Genomic DNA, 22,482 nt, shown 5'->3' on the forward strand with positions numbered 1-22,482 from the left:
AAAGTATTTCAACCCCGGTGCATGGATGAGTCTCGCCAACAAATTGGCAGAAGAACGGCGCGGTAGATTGGCCGCAGAACGCCTGCTTGAACTCAAGCAGGCGGAACTGTTTGCTGCCAACAGAAAACTTGGTGAGCATGCCAAAGCGCTTTCACATGAGATCGTCGAAACCCGTGCGGAAGTGGCGACGGTACGCAACGAAAACCAGCGGGTAAAGTCCGATCTTTCTGCCGCACATGAAAAGATCGAACTGGTCGAACGTCGCCTTTGGCACTCAATTGAAACCATCAATGACGGGTTTGCTTTCTTCACGCCGGATCTGGAAATGATCATGGCAAATCGATCTTACTTAGCGGTTTTCGACAAGCTTGAAGAGGTCGTACCAGGCGTGAGTTACGTCACGATTCTGCAGATTCTGACAGATGAAGGAATCGTCAATATCGGAGACATGCAGCCCTCGGCATGGCGCCAAAAAATGATCGAGCGGGTTCAAAAACCGGAACCAGAACCTGTTATCATCCGCCTGTGGAATGATGAATACGTCAAGATAATCGATCAGCGCGGACCCGACGGCGACATAATTTCGTTAGGGCTCAACATTACGGAGACCGTGAAATACGAAAAGAACCTGAAGGCCGCACGCACAAGTGCTGAAGCCGCAAACCGGGCGAAATCAGCTTTCTTGGCCAACATGAGCTATGAAATCAGAATGCCAATGAACGGTGTGGTGGGAATGGCGGATGTGCTTGCAGACACGCCCTTGACCGAAGAACAACGGCTTTATGTGGACACGATCAAAAACTCTGGTGAGGCCCTGCTGGTCATCATCAATGACGTGCTGGACTATTCAAAAATTGAAGCCGAACGGCTTCAACTTCATCCGGAGCCATTCGATCTGGAGCAATCTATCCTTGAGATTATGATGTTGCTGCAATCCTCAGCACGCGACAAAGGACTTCACCTGCTTCTGGATTATGGGATGCTGCTCCCGTCTCACTTCATTGGCGATCCGGGCAGACTACGGCAGATTCTGACCAACCTGATGGGGAATGCTGTAAAATTCACGCAAGAAGGTCATGTCCTGGTAAAAGTCAGAGGCGAGGGAGACGAAAGCGGGGAAAAATTCACACTAAGTGTTACAGTCGAAGATACCGGCATCGGTATCCCGGAAGACATGATCGATCATGTGTTTGGTGAGTTCAATCAGGTTGAAAACGAACGGAATCGTCAATTTGACGGGACCGGACTTGGGCTCGCGATTACCAAGCATTTGATCAAGATGATGGGCGGCAGGATATGGCTGACATCTGAAGAAGCTGTGGGATCTTGTTTTGGCTTTGAGATCACATTCGAGACCGTGCCAGATGAAAAAGCAGATACCCCTGAGCTGGTAAACAGCTTGCGCCATGTCATGGTGATTGATGACTTTGAACCGAACCTCGGCATTCTAAGACACCAGTTGGAAGCCCTGGGTCTGAAAGTCACAACATGCTCGGATGGCGCAAGCGCGTTAGCTTTATTGGACCGTAGCGTTGATATCGTTCTGGTGGATCACGTAATGCCTGAGATGAATGGTTTGGAATTTTCGGAATGTGCCAGGAAAGCTGGGCACGAAATGCCAATGATCCTGATCAGCTCAAACGTCGGTCATGCAAAAGCTGATGCTGCCAAAGATGCCTTCACCGCCATAACGCCGCGCCCTTACCCCAGACGCGAAATTGTCCAGTGGCTTGGACATGTCAAAGACCCGCATATTGCCGAAGAAGAAACGTGCCTGGAGGCCCCAGTCCCCGCTTTTTCTCATCGGCGCTCAAAGGCCCAGGGCAGTCCGACCAAAAAAACCGCTCCAGCAGAACAACCATCCACGCCAGTGGAAAACGCACCCGCAAAAGTGGAAAACGTGCCTGCAAAAGCGGAAAACCCACCCGCTGAAACTGGATTAAGGCGCATGCGTGTTCTTGCAGCAGAAGACAACAAAACGAACCAGTTGGTCTTTCGCAAGATGCTCAAGGGTTTGGACGTCGAACTCAAATTCGCGAACGATGGTTTGGAAGCCGTTGAAGCCTACAAGTCTTTTGAACCCGATATTATTTTCATGGATATTTCAATGCCGCGGATGGATGGCAAGGAAGCCACGCGCACAATTCGCGAAAAGGAAGAAGGCAGCGACCGCCGTATTCCGATTGTTGCGCTCACAGCACATGCAATGGAAGGCGACAGCCAAGAAATTTTAGCCTGCGGGCTCGATCACTATATGTCCAAGCCTGTTCGCAAGGCGGAAATGCATACACGCATTATGGAATATTGCCCGGCTGAAGCGATCAATCCGCGACCCGATGTACCAGATCAAGCCGTCGGGTAAGGACGCACGAAAACTGGTTTGCCTTCGGATGACATATTTTCTTTGAATATGTATCCACCATGCTGAAAGCCCTGCAAATCCAGTTGCGAAACGCATCTATTCTGAATGATGTAACGGGCCATTGCGCCCCGGGCTTTTTTGGCAAAGAAGCTAACGACCCTTGGCCCCTTGCCGTCATCCTTATCTTCCAAGAATGCCGGCGTTACAACTTTCAGCTTTAACGCTTTCGGCGCAACCGCTCCGAAGTATTCCTGACTTGCACAGTTGACCAGCAAATCCGCACCCAGTTTTTCCGCCTGCGAATTCAGAGCTTTAGATAAATCATTACGCCAATACTCGTACAGGTTTGCGCCGCGTCGCGTTTTGAGGCGACTGCCCATTTCCAGCCGATATGGCTGGATCGCATCCAAGGGCCGCAACAAGCCGTATAGACCGGACAAGATCCTCAGATGTTCCTGCGCCCAGATCACATCGTCATGGTCGAGACTTGCGGCTTGCAACCCCTGATAGGTGTCCCCGGCGAACGCCAGCGCGGCGGGACGTGTGCTGTCGGCTTGAGGCGCTGTTTCAAAGGCAGCGAACCTATCACGGTTGAGCCGCGCCAGATCATCCGACAGACTCATCAAACCCTTGAGATTCCCGAGTGTCAGATTGCGCGCGGTTTTGACCAGTCGCGCCGCGTCATCCTGAAACGCAGGCTGCGTCATCGCAACATCTTGTTGTGCCCAGTCCAACCTTTTGGCCGGTGAAATCACCACCAACATACCATCACCTCTGTTTCGTTTTCACGCACGATTGCGTCCCTGTCCAAGCACTTAGCTCGCCTGTCGCAACACGTCCAGAAAAGCAGGGCCAAATCTTTCCGCCCGCTTTCCTCCCAGCAATCGCTCAAGCGCCGTTGGGTCCGCGTTTCGCATTTGTGCGACCTTCGCCAGCAGTGATGCAGAGCAACTCAGAGGCTTATCGATACCGTCCGCACCCCGCGCTAAATCTGCCTGCGCGGCGAGGAGCCTGTCAAAAACTGACCCTGCATCACGCCCGGCCAGTTTACGACGCGTCGGGTGCATACTCTGGGCCTCCCCCACGATCACCTCAAGAAACGCCGCGCCATAGCGCTCCAACTTTTTGGCACCCACGCCGCCGATCCGCGCCATCTCATCCAGAGATTGCGGTCGGACTTCAGCCATTTCAATCAAAGTACGATCATTGAATATCACGTAGGCTGGGGCTTTCGCGGCTTCAGCAAAAGCCCTACGCTTGGCTTTTAACGCAGACAGAAGCGGTGCATCTTCTTCTGAGACCATGGCTTTTACCATTGGGCGTCTTGTTCCGGCAGCCGCCTTGATACTATCTCGCCTCAGGTCAATACGCGATTGGTCTCTCAAGATTGGCAGAGCCGCATCGGTCATCCGCAGCGCACCATGACGTTCCGGATCAGGGCGTACCAGATCGTGACCCATCATCTGCCGAAAAATGGCTTGCCATTGGCGCCTGTCATACTCTGCGCCGACGCCATATGTGGGCAAAGACTGGTGCCCGTGCTGACGCACTTTGTCGGTTTCATTCCCGATGAGAATATCGATCAGATGCCCGGCGCCGAACCACTCCTCCGTCCGCAATATTGCGGACAAGGCCTTGCGCACGGCGGTTGTCCCATCAAAAACATCCGCTGGGCGGTCGCAAAGGTCACAATTTCCGCAGGTGACATTTGTTTCATCGAAATACTGGAGCAAGGTTTTACGACGACACTTCAAGGCTTCTGCGAGGCCCAAAAGCGCATTCAAACGTCCATGGTCTGCCACACGACGCTCTGGCGAAGCGAGCCCCTCGTCAATTTGCGAGCGACGCAATCGGATGTCCTCCGGACCAAAAAGCGTCATGGTTTCAGCAGGTGCGCCATCCCTGCCCGCACGTCCAATCTCTTGATAATAGGCCTCAATGGATTTGGGCAAATCGGCATGCGCCACCCAACGGATGTCAGGTTTGTCCACGCCCATGCCAAAAGCCACTGTGGCAACAACAATCAACCCATCCTCGCGCTGAAAACGAATCTCGGCGCTGCGTCGGTCTTCGGCTTCCATACCGCCATGATAGTGCAACGCCGCATGACCGGCATCGCGCAGTGCTTTTGCCAAGCCTTCGGTTTTTGCCCGGGTGCCACAATATACGATGCCCGACTGACCTTTTCGGGCCGCTGCAAAGTCTAGGATTTGACGACGCGGGCCGTCTTTTGCAGCAAAGGCCAGATGAATGTTGGGGCGGTCAAACCCATGCAGAAATGCCTGTGGTGGCACGCCGTCAAACAGTTTTTCGACAATCTCTGCTTGCGTCTCTGCGTCTGCTGTTGCTGTGAAAGCCGCCAGTGGTACGTCCAAATCGCGTCGCAATTCTCCAATGCGCAAGTAATCAGGCCGGAAATCATGACCCCATTGGCTGACACAATGCGCCTCATCGACGGCAATAAGTGACACACCTGCTTTGCGCAGCAAGCCAACGGCAGACCCCGCCGCCAAACGTTCCGGCGCCATGTAGAGCAATTTCAATCGGCGATCAGCGAGCGCGTCGAAAACAGCGTCGGTTTCCTCTGGCGTGTTACCAGAGGTCAAGGCCCCTGCACACACGCCCGCTTCCTGCAATGCGCGTACTTGGTCGCGCATCAACGCAATGAGCGGAGAAATCACGACCGTGACGCCGCTCCTCAGCAAAGCAGGTAGTTGAAAACAAAGTGATTTACCACCACCTGTTGGCATGATGGCCAGCACGTTTTGGCCCGCCGTTACGGCATCGACAATTTCGCCCTGGCCCGGACGGAAATCATCAAAGCCAAAGACATTCTTTAACAGCCCGGCAGCGCCTGTCATCTGTAAACCCTAATACGATCTGCTCTTTTCCAGCAGACTCCCACACTAAGGATTCGCGAACAAGCCCTTGTGGCTTATGCCAATTGGATTATGGGCCAGTTTCCAGAATGAATCAGAAAAATAAGGCTGCATTGTTTGTCAGCACAATTCGCAGGATCATAACCCCGAGCAGCACGGCCAGAGGGGCCAGATCAATACCGCCCATCTGAGGCAGCACGCGCCGGACCGGGCCATAGATTGGTTCGAGAATTCGGTTCAGCATGTACCAGATTTGTGCCACCAGCTGTTGCTGTGTGTTCAGCACCTGAAAGTTGATCAACCAACTCATGATCACATGGGCGATGATAAAGAACCACACCACATCAAGGAGCAGCATCAGGATTTGAAACAAGGATTGCATCGACAGACCTTTCTTTGCGTTTGTCTCAAATAGGCAAGCCGGTTTGAATAAGCAAGGCCACCAGAACGGTCATGGTTGACGGAGCCCAAAGCTTTGCTTGCCTGATCTCTGCCAGCCTGCTCTATCTGAGCCCAAACAGCAAAGCAGGCGTATCAATGATCAGCGCGCGCAAACGCATCTGGGGATGGTATTTTTTCGATTGGGCCAGCCAGCCTTACAACACCTTGTTGCTGACTTTTATTTTTGGCCCCTACTTCGCCCAGACCGCAACGGCTTCCCTTTTGGCCGAGGGGATGGGAGTGGAGGCCGCCAAAGCTCAGGCACAAGCCTATTGGGGCTATGGATTGACAGCAGCAGGAATTTTCATTGCGGCCCTTGCGCCCCTTCTCGGTGCCATCTCGGATAGTTCAGGCAAGCGGTTACCATGGATTTGGTTATTCTCGATGCTCTATGTCATAGGCGCGGGGGCACTTTGGTGGACAGCACCGATGGATTTCTCGGTGCTTTGGGCTCTTTTCTTTTTCGGGCTTGGTCTGGTCGGGATGGAATTTGCGACGATCTTCACGAACTCCTATTTACCGGAACTTCATGAAGACGCGGGGGAACGCGGGCGCATATCGGGGTCAGGTTGGGCTTTTGGATACCTGGGCGGCGTGATCGCGCTGATCTTGATGCTTGCCTTGTTTCAGACGGGTGAGAACGGGCGCACCATTGCAGGTCTGACACCGCTTTTCGGATTGGATCCAGAAACAGGCGCCAGCACGCGCATTGTCGGTCCTTTGGCCGCAATTTGGTTTGCGCTCTTTATGATACCGTTTTTTCTCTACACCCGGGACCGATTTGTGCCCAACGCCAAGTCCTACCAATTGGGCGAAAGTCTGCGCGATTTGGTGGGAACGCTGAAATCCTTACCGCGACATCCTTCGCTATTTGCCTATCTGGGATCATCGATGTTCTACCGTGATGCCTTGAATGGTCTTTACACATTTGGCGGCATTTACGCACTGGGTGTTCTGAACTGGTCCATAACGCAGATAGGCGTGTTCGGCATTCTTGCAGCCATCAGTGGCGCCATCTTTTGTTGGATCGGCGGACGGCTGGACCGCCGGATCGGACCAAAACCCATCATCGTTGCATGCTGCACGATCCTGATCCTGACGTCGGCCCTTATCATCTCGCTTACGCCTGTTTCTATTCTGGGTGTCTCGCTGCCTGCGGGATCAGTGCTTCCAGACATAATGTTCTACGTCGCTGGCGCTCTGATCGGGGCTGCGGGCGGCATCCTGCAGGCCTCATCGCGCAATATGCTGACGCATCAGGCGAACCCGGAACGCATGACTGAAGCCTTTGGTCTTTACGCCCTGTCTGGCAAAGCAACATCCTTTTTAGCACCCGCGCTCATTGCATTGGCCAGTGACCTGAGCGGAAGTCAAAGAATGGGTGTCACACCCATTGCTGGGCTGTTCATTCTGGGGCTCGTTCTGTTAGCATGGGTAAAGCCAAAAGGGGATTTCCAAACATGAACCTGCGCAATTTCACGATCATAACAATTCTAGCCGGCATGGTGTCGGCTTGTTCTGATGGCACACCGCAATCGCAACAACAGGCATCGGCCATCTTGCCAACCATTGGCAGTTCCGGACATTCACAAGCGAGCAAGCCCGCAAAACAACTTTTTGGCGCTGAAAAAGCAGGATCATCCGCGGCACCGGCCCCATTTGGGACCTATGCCAAGGGCTGCCTTGCAGGATCTGCGCGGCTCGCGGAAACGGGGTCAACCTGGCAAGCCATGCGGCTGTCAAGAAACCGCAATTGGGCGCATCCGGAAACCGTTGATTATGTCCGGGATCTGAGCGCCCAAGCCGCGACACAACCGGGGTGGAATGGTCTCTATGTGGGCGATTTGAGCCAACCCCGCGGCGGTCCCATGCTCTCGGGTCATGCGAGCCATCAGATCGGTCTGGATGCCGACATCTGGCTACGTCCCGCCACCGATCTAAACCTATCCGTTGCCACCCGGGAAAGCATTTCGTCCATATCGATGCGACGTAATGCCGGTGCATTTGTCAACGATAACTGGACACCAGCACACCATGAGATCCTCAAGGCGGCAGCATCGGATCCGCGCGTCGCACGCATTTTCATTTTCCCAGGCGCCAAAGTACAGATGTGCAAGGATGCCAAGGGGGACCGTAGTTGGCTGCGCAAAATCAGACCTTGGTACGGCCACCACTACCATTTTCATGTGCGCCTTGCATGTCCAAAGAACGCAAAAGGCTGTGTAGATCAGACGCCACCACCAGCAGGAGACGGCTGTGCAGATGCCCAGGCTTGGGTCAACAACATTCTAAATCCGCCGCCGCCCAATCCGAACGCGCCAAAGCCAAGACCCAAACGCGAAATTCTGCTTGCTGATCTGCCTGCTCAATGCGCCGCAGTCTTGCAGTAGTCCTTGTCGCAATCGCCATTGTTGCGCCGGTGTACGCCATTTACCCACCACCGGCTTCACCCGCTATTGCCGCAACGGATCAAACCGCGCAGCTTGTCTCGACGCTGCGTTGGAACGTTGATGCGGACTGGTTTGGCGGCTTCTCAGGTATCGAAGTTACCGCAGACGGGCAGACATTTTTCGCTGTCACGGATCGCGGACACATTGTGCGCGGCACGGTGAGACGAGACGCCGACCAGTTGACGGCCATGGATGTTGTCGATGTCCAACCGCTTGTCGATAAAAATGGTGAGATTCAAGAATTTCCGCACAATGATGCTGAAGGCCTTGCGCTTGATGATCTGGGTCGTCTGAATGTGTCATTTGAACACGCGCACCGTGTTCTTCGCTATGACACTTGGGGCGGACAGGCAAAATGGCCGTCTTACACCCGCACTTGGCGGGCCTTGAGCGGAAACAAGGGGTTAGAAATGGTAGCCGTGGATGAAGACGGCGACCTTTATGCTATACCGGAGGCTGCAGCCCCTGACGCCACCAAAGCATGGGTGTATCGACGTCTTCAAGGTAAAAAATGGGATCAACCGTTCACCTTGCCCCTCACACCGGACTTTTTGCCCGTTGGCGGCGACATCGGCCCTGACGGCAGGCTTTATCTGCTCGAACGCGCTTTTTCGGCCTATGGGTTTCGCACCCAAATCCGCCGCATGACAGTCACAGACGTTGGTTTTGATAATATTGAAACCTTGCTTCAAACGCCGGTTCGCCGACACGACAATGTAGAGGGTCTCGCTGTTTGGGCCGATGCGGATGGAAACATGCGGATGATTCTGGTCAGCGACGATAACTTTCTGCCTTTCCTGCGCACTGAGGTTATCGAATACGTCGTTCAGGAATAGCTTGCGCTTGTATTACATAGACCCTAAAGACCGCGCATCTGGCATCGTCAGATCAAGTGCCGCACCCTTGCCAAAACGGATATTCAAATGACACGCGCTCACATACCCGGCATCCTTGCCATGGCGACCATCGTGGTGGCCTCCAATATTCTTGTACAATTCCTTTTTGGCCAATGGCTGACTTGGGGGGCTTTCACCTATCCACTCGCCTTTCTCGTGACCGACGTTATGAACCGCGTCTATGGTACTCAAGCCGCCCGCCGGGTCGTCTTCGTGGGCTTTGGCGTTGGGTTGATCTATTCGCTGATCGGAACGCAAATCATGGGTGAATTTGGCCCATTGGTGACGCTTCGTATTGCACTCGGGTCCGGGATCGCATTTTTAATCGCACAATTATTAGACGTTGCAGTATTTTCGGCTTTGCGCACTGGCCGTTGGTGGCGCGCACCATTGGCCTCGACTTTGCTCGGTAGCACCGTCGATACAGCTCTTTTCTTTACCATCGCCTTTTCTGCCAATTTGGCCTTTTTAGAGCCTGCAAATGACGTCAGCTGGGCCGGTGAAGTCCTGCCCATTCTGGGTTTTGGAACAGCCGCACCGCTTTGGGTTTCCCTGGCAATCGCGGACTGGTCAGTAAAATTGGGCTTGGCCTTGTTAGCGCTTGTTCCGTTTCGATTGATCACTGCACGACTTACCGCGGCGCATTAACGAAAAAAGGCTTGGTGATTTTCAAAACCTGTGCGACGATTCATCCAGCGTCAACAGATAGGTAAAGGAGGTGATCCAGTGTCAAGAAAGGTATTGGAGCGAGGTGTCGGAACAGCTTTGGAGGTCGCCTGCTGAGGCAGCCCTTGACGGGCAGACCACTTGAGTGGACATCGGTCTAACCGATCCCCCTCCTGAAACCATTCGATTGGGCCGCACTTTTTCAGGTGCGGCCCTTTTTCATGCAATCTTTGGAGCAAACCATGACGCCTGCGTTGTCCAGCATCATACTTTACACACCGAAAATAGATGAAATGGCATCGTTCTATTGCGATTTTTTCTCCTATAAACGGCATGACATTCCAGGTGACCGATTGGTCGAACTGCGCTCGCCCGGTCCAGGTGCAATACTGCTGTTGCACCCTGCCGCCAAAGGCATGCGTCAGGGTCAGGCTGCGGTAAAACTCACATTCACTTCACAAGATGTCGCTGGTTTTTGTGAAGCCTGCGCCCAAAAAGGTTTGAAATTCGGAACCTTGCATCAAGCCGACGGCTATGTTTTTGCCAACACCAAAGACCCGTCAGGCAATTCGGTGAGCGTGTCGGGACGATTTTCAGGGCAATAGTCGGACCTATGCTGCACATACAAGGCGAGATCAGCATTCAAGACTGGGAGTTGAGCGAGAGCTTTATGCGCGCGTCAGGTCCCGGTGGGCAAAACGTCAACAAGGTTTCTTCGGCGGTCGAGTTGCGGTTTGAGGCCGCCCGGTCCCCTTCGCTGAACAGTGCAGTAAAAAACCGCCTGAAACGACTGGCCGGACGGCGATGGACAACGGAAGGTGCGCTGGTTATTCAATGCGACGAAACCCGCAGCCAAGCTCGCAATCGCGACATTGCAAGAGACCGTCTTGCCGAATTGATCCGAAAAGCCCTTGTCGCACCCAAAAGGCGCATTGCGACCAAACCAACCCTGGGGTCAAAAAAGCGGCGCCTGAAGGCAAAAAAGGTCCGAGGCGACGTGAAGGCCCTGCGAGGCCGCGTAGACCCTGATAACTGACTGCCGCTCTCTCACAATTGTAAAATTGGCTGTTTTTCGCGATCCATTAATGATCGCACCCGAGGTTTCGCACCTAAGAAAGGATGTATCATGCGCCCACAGGATCGAACCGGATTCGCGATTCTCCTGAGCCTCTTGGCGTTGGCGTTCTTTGACGCAATGGGTCTGATTATCAAACACTTGTCCGGAAGTTATTCCGCTGCAGAACTTGCCGCGTGGCGCAACTTTTTTGGGATTTTTCCCGCATGTCTCGCCTTGTGGTCTTCAAGGACATGGCGCGCGATGGGTCGAAAACTTCGCATTCGCCAATGGCGGCTGGCCTTTTGCCGAGGTGCCATCGTCACAGGCGCACAGTTGTCCTTTTACCTTTCTCTCGCCAGAATGGATTTTGCAACGGCTTCCACCATCACCTACGCAAATGCCCTCTTCATGACCGCACTGGCTGTGCCGTTGCTCGGTGAAAAAGTGGGCCCTTTAAGATGGTTCGCCGTCATTGTTGGCTTCATCGGGGTGGTGCTGATCATGCGACCCGGTTCCGAAGCTTTCACACCGGACGCGTTGTTGCCGCTTGTCGCCGCGGTTCTCTATGCTCTGGTTGGTGTAACGGCCCGTCTCTTCGATGATGACGTGGCGAGCCCATTGGTGAACTTGTACTCCTCAGCCGCATCAGTTTTAGGTGCATTTTGTATCGCATTCTTTTGGGGCGGCTTCAGCCCCCTCGCCAATGGCTCTGACGTGCTTTGGATCGTAGCCATGGGTACTGTCGGTGGTACAGCGGTTTTATGTCTGGTGATCTCCTATCGAATGACCGAGCAAAGCAATTTGGCCCCGTTTAGTTACTTTGGCATACCGATGGCATTCATTCTGGGATGGATTTTCTTCGACGAAACGCCGTTTGATACGCTCTTTCCCGGTGCAATTCTGATCACAGTCGGAGGCTTAATGATTATTTGGCGAGAGCGCGTTTTGCTCAAACGGACCAAAACAAGGATCATACGATAGCCATGTTCAACCTTTTCAAGCTCAGTGTAGGTTAGAAATACTTTTTAATTATATCAACAATTTAAGCATTTTTGAGGTACGTCCCTCAAAAAATGTGTCGACATGAGGTACGCCCCTCATCTAGCGTAAACCTGTCTGATTTCCGAATCGACATGGATCGGTCGGAAGGGATTTTAGGGAGGAACCACATGAAATATTCAAAACTGGCTTCAGTCAGCGCCCTCAGCCTCGGAATCGCGAGCTTGGGTGCATCTGCACAGGCCGAGGACTTGACACTGTGCTGGGCTGCATGGGACCCGGCAAACGCTCTGGTTGAGCTTAGCAAGGAATTTGAAGCTCAATCAGGCCATTCCATGAGCTTCGAGTTCATTCCGTGGCCTAATTTCGCAGACCGTATGCTGAACGAATTGAATTCAGGCGGAAAACTTTGCGACCTGCTGATTGGCGACAGCCAGTGGATTGGTGGCGGCGCAGAAAACGGTCACTACGTGAAGCTGAACGATTTCTTTGACGCCGAAGGCATCTCCATGGGCGATTTCGCCGATGCGACGGTTTACGCCTACTCCACCTGGCCGAAAGGCACCGAGAACTACTACGCCTTGCCTGCAATGGGCGACGCCAATGGCTGGTTCTACCGAAAAGACTGGTTTGAGCGCGAAGACATCCGTACGGCCTTCCAAGATGCGACAGGGCGTGAGTTGGCCGAGCCAAAAACGCAAAAGGAAATGCTCGAAATTGCGCAATTTTTCCAAGGTCGCGAGATTGATGGCCAAACGGTTTACGGCGCTGCAATTTTCACCGAACGCGGATCCGAAGGAATCACTATGGGGGTCACATCAGCCTTATATCCTTGGGGATTCAAATACGAAAACACCCCTGGCGCGTATGATATGGAAGGTGCTGTAAACTCGGCGGAAGCCGTTGAAGCACTTGAATTTTATAAAGAATTCTATCAAACAGCGACCCCTCCAGGCTATACGAACTCCTACATGGGAGAGAGCCTCGACGCTTTCAAATCCGGTCAGGTCGCCATGGCTATGAACTGGTTTGCCTTCTTTCCCGGCCTCTATGCGGACCCAAATACCGGCGGTGACAAAATTGATTTCTTTGTAAATCCGCCACAAAACCAGGCTGGCTCCACTTTGGGCGGCCAGGGTATCTCGGTCGTTGCCTATTCCGACAAACAGGATGCAGCGCTTGAATACATCAAGTGGTTTGCTGACCCCGAAGTCCAACAAAAATGGTGGGACTTGGGCGGGTACTCCGCGCATAAATCCGTGCTGGAGAGTCCGAGCTTCAAAGATAGCGCGCCTTTTGCGGGTGATTTCCTGGAAGCCATGGGCGCTGTTCAGGATTTCTGGCAGGAACCGGCGTATGCCGAACTCCTGTTGGCCATGCAAAAGCGGATCCACGACTACGTGGTCGCCGATCAGGGTACCGCGCAAGAGGCGTTGGATAAACTGATAGAAGACTGGACCGAGACCTTCGAAGACGAAGGCAAACTCTAGAAACCAAAAAGTAAGGTGGCTTGAAAACCACCTTACCACGCCCTTCAACAGGCTAGGTGGGCCGTCAAGCCCCCCTGCTCAGGGAAAGCTGTGCTCAATGCCCGACACCCCAATATCACGCGCCGCGGATGCCACGCCTCCGAACCTCGCCCGGAAAATCAAAGGTCTGAGCGATCGTACAATCGCGTGGATCTTCGTTGGGCCAACAATCTTTCTGCTGCTCGCGATCAATATTTTTCCTTTGATCTGGACAATCAATCTCAGCTTTACCAACTTCCGCGCCAACCGTTTGAACCGGGAAGTCGAGTATGTCGGGCTCCGCAACTACGAGCGTATCCTGACCGATACCGATATCTGGCTGAATATGCAGGCCACGGCGCATTTCCTGTTCTGGACGATCTTTTTTCAGGTCGTGATCGGGTTCACCCTTGCCTATCTGATCAACAAGAAATTCAAAGGCAACGATCTGTGGACCACAATCATTGTGCTGCCCATGATGCTGTCACCGGCGGTCGTCGGGAACTTCTGGAAATTCCTGTATCAACCGCAGATTGGACTGTTCAACTACATCATCGCCTTTTTCAGCGGGAAAGACCCCTCTAGTTTCGAGATGCTCGGGTCCGTGGACCTCGCACCGTGGTCCATTGTTATTGTGGACACTTGGATGTGGACGCCATTTGTGATGTTGATTTGCCTGGCCGGTCTCAGGTCGATACCTGACTATATATATGAGGCCGCTGAGGTTGATCGCGCGTCAAAGCTGCGGCAGTTCTTTACAATCACAATACCGATGATTCTGCCCTTCCTGATGTTGGCGGTTTTGTTTCGCGGCATTGAGAACTTCAAAATGTTCGATTTGGTGGTGCAGCTTACCGGCGGTGGACCTGGGTCTACAACCGAACTTACCTCAATCAACCTCAAACGCGAGGCGTTCGAGAAATGGCGCACAGGCTACGCGTCGGCCTATGCGATTATCCTCTTCGTGACGGTGTTTGGTCTGGCCAGCATCTACGTCAAAGCCCTGAACAAGGTCAAAGAACGATGAGCAGTTTCTCCGTCACAGAACCCAGCAAACGCTCTAAGTGGTTCGCCGGTTCGTTGGTCATCCTTTATGCGCTGATCACCATGATCCCTCTGGCTTGGATCATGCTCACCGGTTTCAAATCACCCAGTGATGCCATCAGCTACCCTCCCAAAGTTTTCTTTGAACCGACGCTTGAAGGCTATGTGAATCTCTTCACCACCCGCACCCGGCAAACAGACGAGTTCCTGGCCGCCAATCCGCCAGAAACCTGGTATGAAGACATTGTGCGCCAATACGATATGGTCATCGCAGGCCCCTCCAAATTTGGAGAGCGGTTCTTGAATTCCGTAATCATTGGTTTTGGCTCGACTTTCCTTAGTATTTTCCTTGGAACGCTAGCCGCTTATGCCTTCTCACGGTTCAAAATACCTTTGGCCGATGACTTGCTGTTTTTCATTCTGAGCACGCGAATGATGCCACCGATCGCCGTCGCGATCCCCATCTTTCTGATGTATCGCCAACTGGGTCTCTCTGACACGCACCTCGGCATGATTTTGCTTTACACAGCAGTGAATATTTCCCTCGCCGTCTGGCTGCTCAAGGGGTTTATCGACGAAATCCCACGAGAATACGAAGAGGCCGCGCTTATTGATGGTTACACACGCTTTCAGGCATTCTACAAAGTCGTGCTGCCTCAGGCCGCCACAGGGATCGCCTCAACCGCAATCTTCTGCCTGATCTTTGCCTGGAACGAGTATGCCTTCGCTGTTTTGCTGACGTCGGGCACCGCGCAAACGGCACCGCCTTTTATCCCTACAATCATCGGCGTCGGGGGTCTCGATTGGCCCGCTGTGGCTGCAGGCGCCACCATCTTCCTGCTGCCCGTGATGATTTTCACTGTGGCCCTACGCAAGCATCTTCTGCGTGGCATTACATTCGGAGCGGTTCGCAAATGAGCAACTTCATCTCTGGCCTGCTTCGCTTCAAACGTGGCCCATGGGAAATGGTCGCAACCGTTCTCATAGCCTTGGGTGTTTTCATGTTGATGCAGCCCTTCGTGATGTGGGGTTACACTTATTCTTTCATCACAACATTGATCGGCACGGTGATGTTCATCATCGTCAGTCATTTTCCGGAGTAAACGAACGTGGCGCAGATCATCATCAAAAATGTTCGCAAGGAATTTGGCGATTTTACAGCCGTCAAAGACTCCAGCTTCACCATTGAAGACGGCGAGTTTTTTATGCTGTTGGGGCCGTCAGGCTGCGGTAAGACAACGACTTTGCGCATGATCGCCGGGCTGGAATTGCCGACATCAGGAGAGATTTACCTCGATAGCGAAGAGATCAGCCAAAAACCCCCAAGCCAGCGCGACATCGCTTTTGTGTTCCAGATGTTCGCGCTCTACCCGCATATGAACGTGCGCAAAAATCTCAGTTACCCGCTGGTGTCGCAAGGCATGCCCCGCGCGGCTGTAAAGGCCAAGGTTGCTGAAGTCGCTAGTATTCTTGGCATCGAAAAAATCTTGAACAAGCCCGTGGGCGGGCTGTCCGGCGGTGATCGTCAACGCGTGGCGCTTGGTCGAGCCATTGTACGGGACCCGAAGGCGTTCATGATGGACGAACCACTGGGCGCACTCGATGCAGAATTTCGCGAGCATATGGCCGAAGAACTCCGCGCTTTGCATGACCGTATGGGCGCCACAACCGTTTACGTCACCCACGATCAACTCGAAGCCATGCAAATGGGTGACAAGATTGTGGTGATGAACAATGCCGTTGTTGAACAGTTTGGCACACCGCAAGAGATCTACGACAAACCCGCCACAATGTTTGTTGCTGACTTCATCGGTTCCCCGTCAATGAACTTTTTGCGGTATGAGGGCAGTGTCAATGTGGGTGCCCATGCGATCGAATTGAACGGCCAGGTCTTGGGCGTGCCGCGCCAGATGGACAATGCAACCGGGAAGTTGGTGTTTGGCGTACGACCTGAACATGTCCTTTTGAATGACGACGGTGCCTATCGTGGCGAGGTGCTTGCCACCGAATACCTTGGGACCACTCAGATCATCACGCTGGATACGCCGAATGGCGAACTCAAAGCGCGCGCGCCTTCAGGGCAGGTTGCCACCGTGGGCGAAAAGATCGGCCTTACGTTCAAGTCGGATGCTGTAACGCTGTTCGAAGAAAACACGGGTCGCGCCCTGCGTTCTGAGTTGAATGACGAGGTATTGTCCAATGGCTGAAGTGATCCTCAAAAATGTTTCGAAATCCTTTGGCGACACCGTAGCGATATCCGATATCGACATGACCATTCCTGATGGCGCGTTTGTCGTTCTCCTGGGTCCTACCGGTGCGGGAAAAACCACAACCCTGCGTCTGATTTCCGGGCTGGAAAAGCTCGACGCCGGCGAAATCAGCATAGGCGGACGCGACGTCAAAGACGAAACACCTGCGCAACGCGATGTAGCAATGGTGTTTCAACAATACTCCCTCTACCCGCATCTTACCGTGCGGGAAAATCTCGAATTTCCGCTTAAATCACCGATACTCAAGACGCCTGCCGACGAGATTAAACGCAAGGTAGATGAGGTCGCATCCGTTCTGCAGATCAGTCACAAGCTCGACAATAAAGCGACTGCGCTTTCAGGGGGCGAGATGCAAAGGGTGTCCATTGGGCGAGCGCTGGTGCGCGAACCGCAAGTCTATCTGATGGATGAACCGCTGAGCTCGCTGGATGCGAAACTGCGCACTGACCTGCGGATTGAGCTTAAACGGATTCAAGCCAGCCTGGGTGCTACGATCCTTTACGTGACCCATGACCAGATTGAAGCCATGACCATGGCAACACACGTCGGCGTATTGAATGAAGGCAAGCTTGTTCAATTCGGCACCCCGCGCGAGATCTACGAGAACCCCAATTCGGTTTACGTTGCTTCCCGCCTGGGGCAACCGCGCATTAATATTCTGCCGGCCGATCTTTTTGGTACATCCCCTAAAGGCGCGCATCAAATAGGCTTGCGACCCGAGCATGTGACGCAAGGCGAGGGCCGCATGGCAGAAGTAGGACGTGTAGAAAGGTTAGGCGATCACACCCGATTGCATCTACGTCTGGAAGGTTATGACATTGTAACCCTGGCTGATCCACACACGGCCTATGCACCGGGCAGTGAGGTGAAAATCGCCCCCCGGGATCCACTTTGTTTCGATGCATCAGGCGACAGAATTTACTGAAAAGGGGAGACATATGGCACAATTCGTCAACGGCAAGGACACTCTCGTCACAGATGCCATAGATGGCCTTTTGGCAGCTTCAAATGGGGCATTGTACCGCTTGGACGGGTATCCGCATATCAAAGTCGTGTGCCGCAGTGATTGGGACAAATCGAACGTTGCTCTGATCTCTGGCGGCGGATCTGGACACGAACCCGCACACGCCGGATTTGTCGGCGAAGGCATGCTAACGGCAGCGGTATGCGGCGAAGTTTTTGCGTCCCCGTCCGTTGACGCCGTTCTAGCCGGTATTCTCGCTGTGACAGGCGAAGCGGGCTGCTTGCTGATCGTCAAGAACTACACCGGCGACAGATTGAATTTTGGCCTCGCTGCCGAACGTGCGCGAGCGTATGGTTTGAAGGTGTCCATGGTCATCGTGGATGACGACATCGCACTTCCTGACTTACCGCAGGCGCGTGGTGTCGCCGGCACATTGTTTGTCCACAAGATCGCGGGAAGCTTGGCCCATGACGGTGCAGATCTGGACACGGTTACCACCGCGGCGCAAGAAACCGTAGACGACATGGCCTCCATCGGCAAATCACTGGACACGTGCACCGTGCCGGGATCAGTCAAAGAAGGTCGCATCGCACCTGGCATGGCTGAACTTGGGCTAGGCATTCATGGCGAAGCTGGTGTTGAGCAAGTTCCTTTTGAGAGTGCCACATCAGCCATGGATATGGTGTTGGATAAACTCATGCCGCATGTTGCAGGCAAAGATTGCGTCGCCTTGGTCAACAACCTTGGCTCCACAACACCTTTGGAGATGGCAGTTTTGACACATGCAATGGCAAATTCGGAAAAAGCTGTGGGGATAAAAACCATCATCGGCCCTGCGCCGTTGATGACATCGCTGGATATGCATGGGTTTTCTGTGTCAGTTCTGCCTCTCAATTCAGATCGCCGCGCGGCGCTCAGTCGAAATGTTCCCTTACCAAACTGGCCGGGCATGGCGACACTGGCTCCTGTATCTGTCAAACCCTTGCCCGACGGTTTAAGCCCCATCCAACCAATCCCTTCTGAAAATGCCGAAACACGTAGATTGATCGAAACCTGTTGTGACCTGCTGATCGCCGCGGAAGGGGATCTCAACGCGTTGGACGCAAAGTCCGGCGACGGCGATACAGGCAGCACGCTTTCGACCGCAGCACGGGCATTGAAGGGTGCGATGGACCGGATGCCACTGGCCGATTTGACCCAACTGTTCCGTGCCGTAGGGAATGAACTGAGCCAGACAATGGGTGGGAGCTCCGGCGTCATTCTTGCAATCTTCTTTGGTGCAGCTGGTGATGCATGTGCCAACGGAAGACCAACACAGGAAGCTCTTTTGATCGCCCTGGATCGCATCAGTCAGGTCGGCGGCGCGCGACAAGGTGACCGCACAATGATTGACGCGTTGCAACCTGCACTCGAAGCTTTGCCCCAAGGGTTGAAGGCTGCGGCAATTCAAGCCCGTACGGGTGCGAATGGTACGGCGGCTATGGGCAAGGCTAGAGCCGGACGGGCGTCATACGTGCCTGAGGGGAACCTGATCGGTCACAATGATCCGGGTGCGGAGGCCGTTGCGCGCTTGTTCGAAGGATTGGCGACAGCATAGAAACGGTAGCAACGCGCGGAATGAAAAACAGCCACGACGCCCCATCAAACCCGACAGTCAACGACATTGCCCGCGTCGCGCAGGTTAGTCTCGCGACTGTCGATCGTGTATTGAATGAGCGCCCGGGCGTGCGCGATGTTACGGTAAAAAAAGTCAATCGGGCAATTGCCGAGCTTGGCTACGTGCGCGATACAGCCGCAGCCAATCTGGCACGCGGCAAAATCTACCGTTTTTTGTTTATTTTGCCAGCTGCAAACAATGAATTCGTTGATCTGCTCGAAAGCCAGATCGCCCATTTATCAAAGGGTTTGAAAAGCGAGCGCACGCAGATTTCCTGTATGCGCGTGCCCGCATTTGACCCAATGGCACTCGCGGAGGCCATTAATGCACTTGATCCTCTGCAAATTGATGGTGTTACGGTGTTCGGTCCGGAAACACCTTCTATCAGGGACAGTATTTCCCGATTACGCGCGCATGGTGTCTCTGTAGTGTCGCTTGTTGCCGATATCCCAAGTTCTGAGCGCAACACCTATGTGGGCATCGACAATGTCGCCGCTGGTCGCACCGCAGCACAACTGATGGGTCGTTTTCTTGGATCGGTCCAAGGCAATATACTTGTAGTGACCGGTTCAATGCTCGCCCGCGATCATCTTGAACGGCGATTGGGATTTGACAGGGTCATTGCAAGGGACTTTCCGCAATTGAGAGTGTTAGCGTCACTGGAAGGGCGCGACGACCCGGATTTGATCGAGCGGCTTCTGCCTCAGACGCTAGCGGGCGCCGGAGATGTTGTTGGCATTTATTCATCCGCTGCTGGCAATGCCGGTTTAATCCGTCACTTCGAATCAGCATCCGAATTGGCTCAGCCTGTTATCATTGCGCATGAGTTGACACCGCTGTCGCGCAGCGCCTTGGCATCGGGTCTTTTTGACGCGGTCATTAGTCAGGATGCCGGGCATCTGGTGCGCAGCGCTGTTAGGATCATGCGTGCGCATAGTGACAATTCACCGATCAATCCTGCTCAAGAGCGCATACGTATCGATATTTACCTGAATGAAAACCTGCCGCCAGATACCGGGGGCACCTAGGGAGGATAGCATGAAAACCATCAAAGGACCGGCGTTGTTTCTGGCGCAGTTTGCGGGCGATGAAGCGCCCTTCAATTCGTGGGACGCAATCACCAAGTGGTCTGCCGACTGCGGGTACAAAGGTGTTCAAGTGCCGAGTTGGGACGCGCGTCTGTTTGATTTGGACAAGGCCTCCAACAGCAAAACCTACTGCGATGAGTTCAAGGGACAGGCGGAGGAAAATGGTATTGAGGTCACCGAGCTTTCCACGCACTTGCAAGGCCAGTTGGTTGCTGTCCACCCCGCTTACGACAGCGCTTTTGACGGATTTGCCGACCCATCCGTTCATGGCGACCCACAAGCGCGTCAGGCCTGGGCTGTCGATCAAGTCAAGAAAGCCATCAGCGCGTCTGCAAACATGGGCATAAAAAATCATGTTTCATTTTCCGGGGCGCTGGCATGGCCCTATATCTATCCATGGCCTCAACGCCCGGCAGGATTGATCGAAACGGCCTTTGACGAACTGGCCGCACGTTGGAGACCTATCCTGGATCACGCTGATGAAAACGATGTGAATCTTTGTTATGAAATTCACCCCGGTGAAGACCTGCATGATGGCGTGACATTCGAGATGTTTCTGGAGAGAGTCGACAATCACCCACGCTGCAACATGCTATACGATCCATCGCATTTTGTACTGCAATGCCTAGATTATATCGAACACATCGACTTCTACAACGAGCGGATCAAGATGTTTCATGTCAAGGACGCAGAGTTCAACCCGACCGGGCGGCAGGGTGTTTATTCGGGCTACCAACCCTGGGTGGATCGGGCTGGACGGTTTCGTTCTCTGGGCGATGGGCAGGTTGATTTTGCAGCGATCTTCTCGAAAATGGCGGCGAACGACTTTGATGGCTGGGCTGTGGTCGAATGGGAATGCTGCCTGAAACATCCCGAGGACGGCGCCCGAGAAGGGGCCGCTTTCGTCAAGGATCACATCATCCGCGTGACCGAGCGCGCCTTTGACGATTTTGCTGACGGCGGGACGGATGAAGCGGCCAATCGCAAAATGTTAGGGATAGGATCATGAGCAACCGTATTCGTATGGGCATGGTCGGCGGTGGCAATGATGCCTTCATTGGTGGCGTACATCGCATCGCGGCGCGACTGGATGACCGATTTGAGCTGGTGGCAGGCGCGTTGTCTGCTACACCGGAAAAAGCACGCGCCTCAGGGGCAGCGCTCGGTTTGCCGGAAGACCGGATTTACGATGATTTCAAACAAATGGCGATCCGCGAAGCACGCTTGAAAAATGGGATCGAAACGGTGGCCATCGTCACGCCCAATAACGTGCATTTCGCAGCCGCACGAGAGTTTTTGAAACGCGGTATTCACGTGATTTGCGACAAACCTCTGACCTCCACCATGGCAGACGCCAAAAAAATGCTTAAAGCCGTTGAAGACTCTGATGCGCTTTTTGTGCTGACCCACAATTACACCGGGTACCCTATGGTGCGTCAGGCACGCGAGATGGTAGCGCGTGGCGATCTGGGAAAGATACGTGTGGTGCAGGTGGAATACCCGCAAGACTGGCTGACCCGGCACGAAGACTTCAAACAGGCCGCCTGGCGCACCGATCCGGCACAATCGGGTGCAGGCGGATCCACAGGTGACATCGGCACCCATGCGCACAACCTGGCCTGCTTTGTCAGCGGTCTGACCGTTGAGAGCTTGGCCGCCGATTTACAGGCCTTCGTATCGGGGCGCCAATTAGACGACAATGCCCATGTTTTGTTGCGGTTTCACGGGGGAGCAAGGGGCATGTTGTGGTCCAGTCAGGTCGCCCCTGGAAATGAAAATGCTCTAAGGTTGCGCATCTACGGAGAAAAGGGCGGTTTGGAATGGGAACAGGAACACCCTAACCACTTGTGGTATTCACCCTTTGGCGAACCCAAGCGCGTGATCACCCGAAACGGAGCGGGTGCGGGAGAGGCAGCCGCCCGGATGAGCCGAATCCCTTCAGGTCATCCTGAGGGCTACCTGGAAGGTTTTGCGAACATCTATAGCGAAGCGGCCGATGCCATCATCGCCCACCGTTCTGACACGGCGATGGATGCCGAGGTTACGTACCCAACAGTTTATGACGGCCTACGCGGTATGCAATTTGTCGATGCCTGTGTCCGTTCATCCGCCCGCAATTCTGCATGGGTGAATTTGCCAGAATAGTTCGGAACTCGAACGACATCGGGAATAGTGCGCATCGACTGCGCGGCCCAAGAACT

At 53.8% G+C, this 22,482-nt stretch carries 21 protein-coding genes; 18 read left to right on the forward strand and 3 right to left on the reverse strand.

Features of this window, described 5'->3' with window-relative positions; genetic code table 11:
• Positions 1-25 precede the first annotated feature (25 nt).
• The gene (locus tag AB8B75_RS02995) at positions 26-2,362 is read left to right on the forward strand and encodes a response regulator (protein ID WP_405359717.1); all 2,337 of its coding nucleotides are present in this window, start codon (positions 26-28) and stop codon (positions 2,360-2,362) included.
• Here the strand turns inward: AB8B75_RS02995 and yaaA are convergent.
• The 3 genes from yaaA to AB8B75_RS03010 form a co-directional block, all read right to left on the reverse strand.
• Positions 2,347-3,126 carry a peroxide stress protein YaaA gene (yaaA, locus tag AB8B75_RS03000; RefSeq protein ID WP_405359718.1) on the reverse strand — a complete coding sequence of 260 codons (780 nt, stop codon included), beginning with the start codon at positions 3,124-3,126 and terminating at the stop codon, positions 2,347-2,349. The genes AB8B75_RS02995 and yaaA overlap by 16 nt on opposite strands.
• Positions 3,127-3,177: 51 nt before the next feature.
• On the reverse strand, positions 3,178-5,223 hold the full coding sequence (gene recQ, locus AB8B75_RS03005) for a DNA helicase RecQ (protein ID WP_405359719.1): 2,046 nt from the start codon (positions 5,221-5,223) through the stop codon (positions 3,178-3,180).
• 112 nt (positions 5,224-5,335) lie between these two features.
• On the reverse strand, positions 5,336-5,623 hold the full coding sequence (locus AB8B75_RS03010; RefSeq protein ID WP_405359720.1) for a YggT family protein: 288 nt from the start codon (positions 5,621-5,623) through the stop codon (positions 5,336-5,338).
• A 155-nt stretch (positions 5,624-5,778) separates the two neighbouring features.
• On the opposite strand from AB8B75_RS03010, the gene AB8B75_RS03015 reads away from it, so the two are divergent.
• The 17 genes from AB8B75_RS03015 (at position 5,779) to AB8B75_RS03095 (ending at position 22,426) form a co-directional block, all read left to right on the forward strand.
• Positions 5,779-7,146 carry an MFS transporter gene (locus tag AB8B75_RS03015; RefSeq protein ID WP_405360175.1) on the forward strand — a complete coding sequence of 456 codons (1,368 nt, stop codon included), beginning with the start codon at positions 5,779-5,781 and terminating at the stop codon, positions 7,144-7,146.
• Positions 7,143-8,072 (forward strand): penicillin-insensitive murein endopeptidase, encoded by a 930-nt coding sequence (mepA, locus tag AB8B75_RS03020; RefSeq protein WP_405359721.1) that lies wholly within the window; start codon positions 7,143-7,145, stop codon positions 8,070-8,072. Before AB8B75_RS03015 ends, mepA begins: the two co-directional genes overlap by 4 nt.
• Positions 8,051-8,968 carry an esterase-like activity of phytase family protein gene (locus AB8B75_RS03025; protein WP_405359723.1) on the forward strand — a complete coding sequence of 306 codons (918 nt, stop codon included), beginning with the start codon at positions 8,051-8,053 and terminating at the stop codon, positions 8,966-8,968. The genes mepA and AB8B75_RS03025 overlap by 22 nt, the downstream gene beginning before the upstream one ends.
• An 87-nt stretch (positions 8,969-9,055) precedes the next feature.
• The gene (locus tag AB8B75_RS03030) at positions 9,056-9,676 is read left to right on the forward strand and encodes a queuosine precursor transporter (protein ID WP_405359725.1); all 621 of its coding nucleotides are present in this window, start codon (positions 9,056-9,058) and stop codon (positions 9,674-9,676) included.
• Between the two features lie 260 nt (positions 9,677-9,936).
• Entirely contained in the window at positions 9,937-10,299 is a 363-nt protein-coding gene (locus AB8B75_RS03035) for a VOC family protein (protein WP_405359727.1), read from the forward strand.
• An 8-nt stretch (positions 10,300-10,307) separates the two neighbouring features.
• Positions 10,308-10,730: an alternative ribosome rescue aminoacyl-tRNA hydrolase ArfB gene (arfB, locus tag AB8B75_RS03040; protein WP_405359728.1), complete on the forward strand. Its 423-nt coding sequence runs from the start codon at positions 10,308-10,310 to the stop codon at positions 10,728-10,730.
• A gap of 90 nt (positions 10,731-10,820) precedes the next feature.
• Positions 10,821-11,732, forward strand: coding sequence for a DMT family transporter (locus AB8B75_RS03045; RefSeq protein ID WP_405359730.1), 912 nt, complete (start codon positions 10,821-10,823; stop codon positions 11,730-11,732).
• A gap of 188 nt (positions 11,733-11,920) precedes the next feature.
• Positions 11,921-13,240: an ABC transporter substrate-binding protein gene (locus tag AB8B75_RS03050; RefSeq protein WP_405359731.1), complete on the forward strand. Its 1,320-nt coding sequence runs from the start codon at positions 11,921-11,923 to the stop codon at positions 13,238-13,240.
• A 97-nt stretch (positions 13,241-13,337) separates the two neighbouring features.
• Complete coding sequence (locus AB8B75_RS03055) at positions 13,338-14,285, forward strand: carbohydrate ABC transporter permease (protein ID WP_405359732.1); 948 nt, start codon at positions 13,338-13,340, stop codon at positions 14,283-14,285.
• A complete protein-coding gene (locus tag AB8B75_RS03060) occupies positions 14,282-15,220 on the forward strand; it encodes a carbohydrate ABC transporter permease (protein ID WP_405359734.1) in 939 nt (312 codons plus the stop codon). The genes AB8B75_RS03055 and AB8B75_RS03060 overlap by 4 nt, the downstream gene beginning before the upstream one ends.
• The gene (locus AB8B75_RS03065; protein ID WP_405359736.1) at positions 15,217-15,405 is read left to right on the forward strand and encodes a hypothetical protein; all 189 of its coding nucleotides are present in this window, start codon (positions 15,217-15,219) and stop codon (positions 15,403-15,405) included. Before AB8B75_RS03060 ends, AB8B75_RS03065 begins: the two co-directional genes overlap by 4 nt.
• A 6-nt stretch (positions 15,406-15,411) precedes the next feature.
• Entirely contained in the window at positions 15,412-16,509 is a 1,098-nt protein-coding gene (locus AB8B75_RS03070) for an ABC transporter ATP-binding protein (RefSeq protein ID WP_405359737.1), read from the forward strand.
• The gene (locus AB8B75_RS03075; RefSeq protein WP_405359739.1) at positions 16,502-17,497 is read left to right on the forward strand and encodes an ABC transporter ATP-binding protein; all 996 of its coding nucleotides are present in this window, start codon (positions 16,502-16,504) and stop codon (positions 17,495-17,497) included. The genes AB8B75_RS03070 and AB8B75_RS03075 overlap by 8 nt, the downstream gene beginning before the upstream one ends.
• Before the next feature lie 13 nt (positions 17,498-17,510).
• On the forward strand, positions 17,511-19,133 hold the full coding sequence (locus AB8B75_RS03080) for a dihydroxyacetone kinase subunit DhaK (protein ID WP_405359741.1): 1,623 nt from the start codon (positions 17,511-17,513) through the stop codon (positions 19,131-19,133).
• A gap of 20 nt (positions 19,134-19,153) precedes the next feature.
• Positions 19,154-20,221 carry a LacI family DNA-binding transcriptional regulator gene (locus AB8B75_RS03085; protein ID WP_405359743.1) on the forward strand — a complete coding sequence of 356 codons (1,068 nt, stop codon included), beginning with the start codon at positions 19,154-19,156 and terminating at the stop codon, positions 20,219-20,221.
• A gap of 10 nt (positions 20,222-20,231) precedes the next feature.
• Positions 20,232-21,290 carry a sugar phosphate isomerase/epimerase family protein gene (locus tag AB8B75_RS03090; protein WP_405359744.1) on the forward strand — a complete coding sequence of 353 codons (1,059 nt, stop codon included), beginning with the start codon at positions 20,232-20,234 and terminating at the stop codon, positions 21,288-21,290.
• Positions 21,287-22,426: a Gfo/Idh/MocA family protein gene (locus AB8B75_RS03095; protein WP_405359745.1), complete on the forward strand. Its 1,140-nt coding sequence runs from the start codon at positions 21,287-21,289 to the stop codon at positions 22,424-22,426. Before AB8B75_RS03090 ends, AB8B75_RS03095 begins: the two co-directional genes overlap by 4 nt.
• The last annotated feature ends 56 nt before the right edge of the window (positions 22,427-22,482 follow it).

This window comes from Roseobacter sp. (assembly GCF_045106495.1).
In the GTDB taxonomy this organism is placed as follows: domain Bacteria; phylum Pseudomonadota; class Alphaproteobacteria; order Rhodobacterales; family Rhodobacteraceae; genus Roseobacter.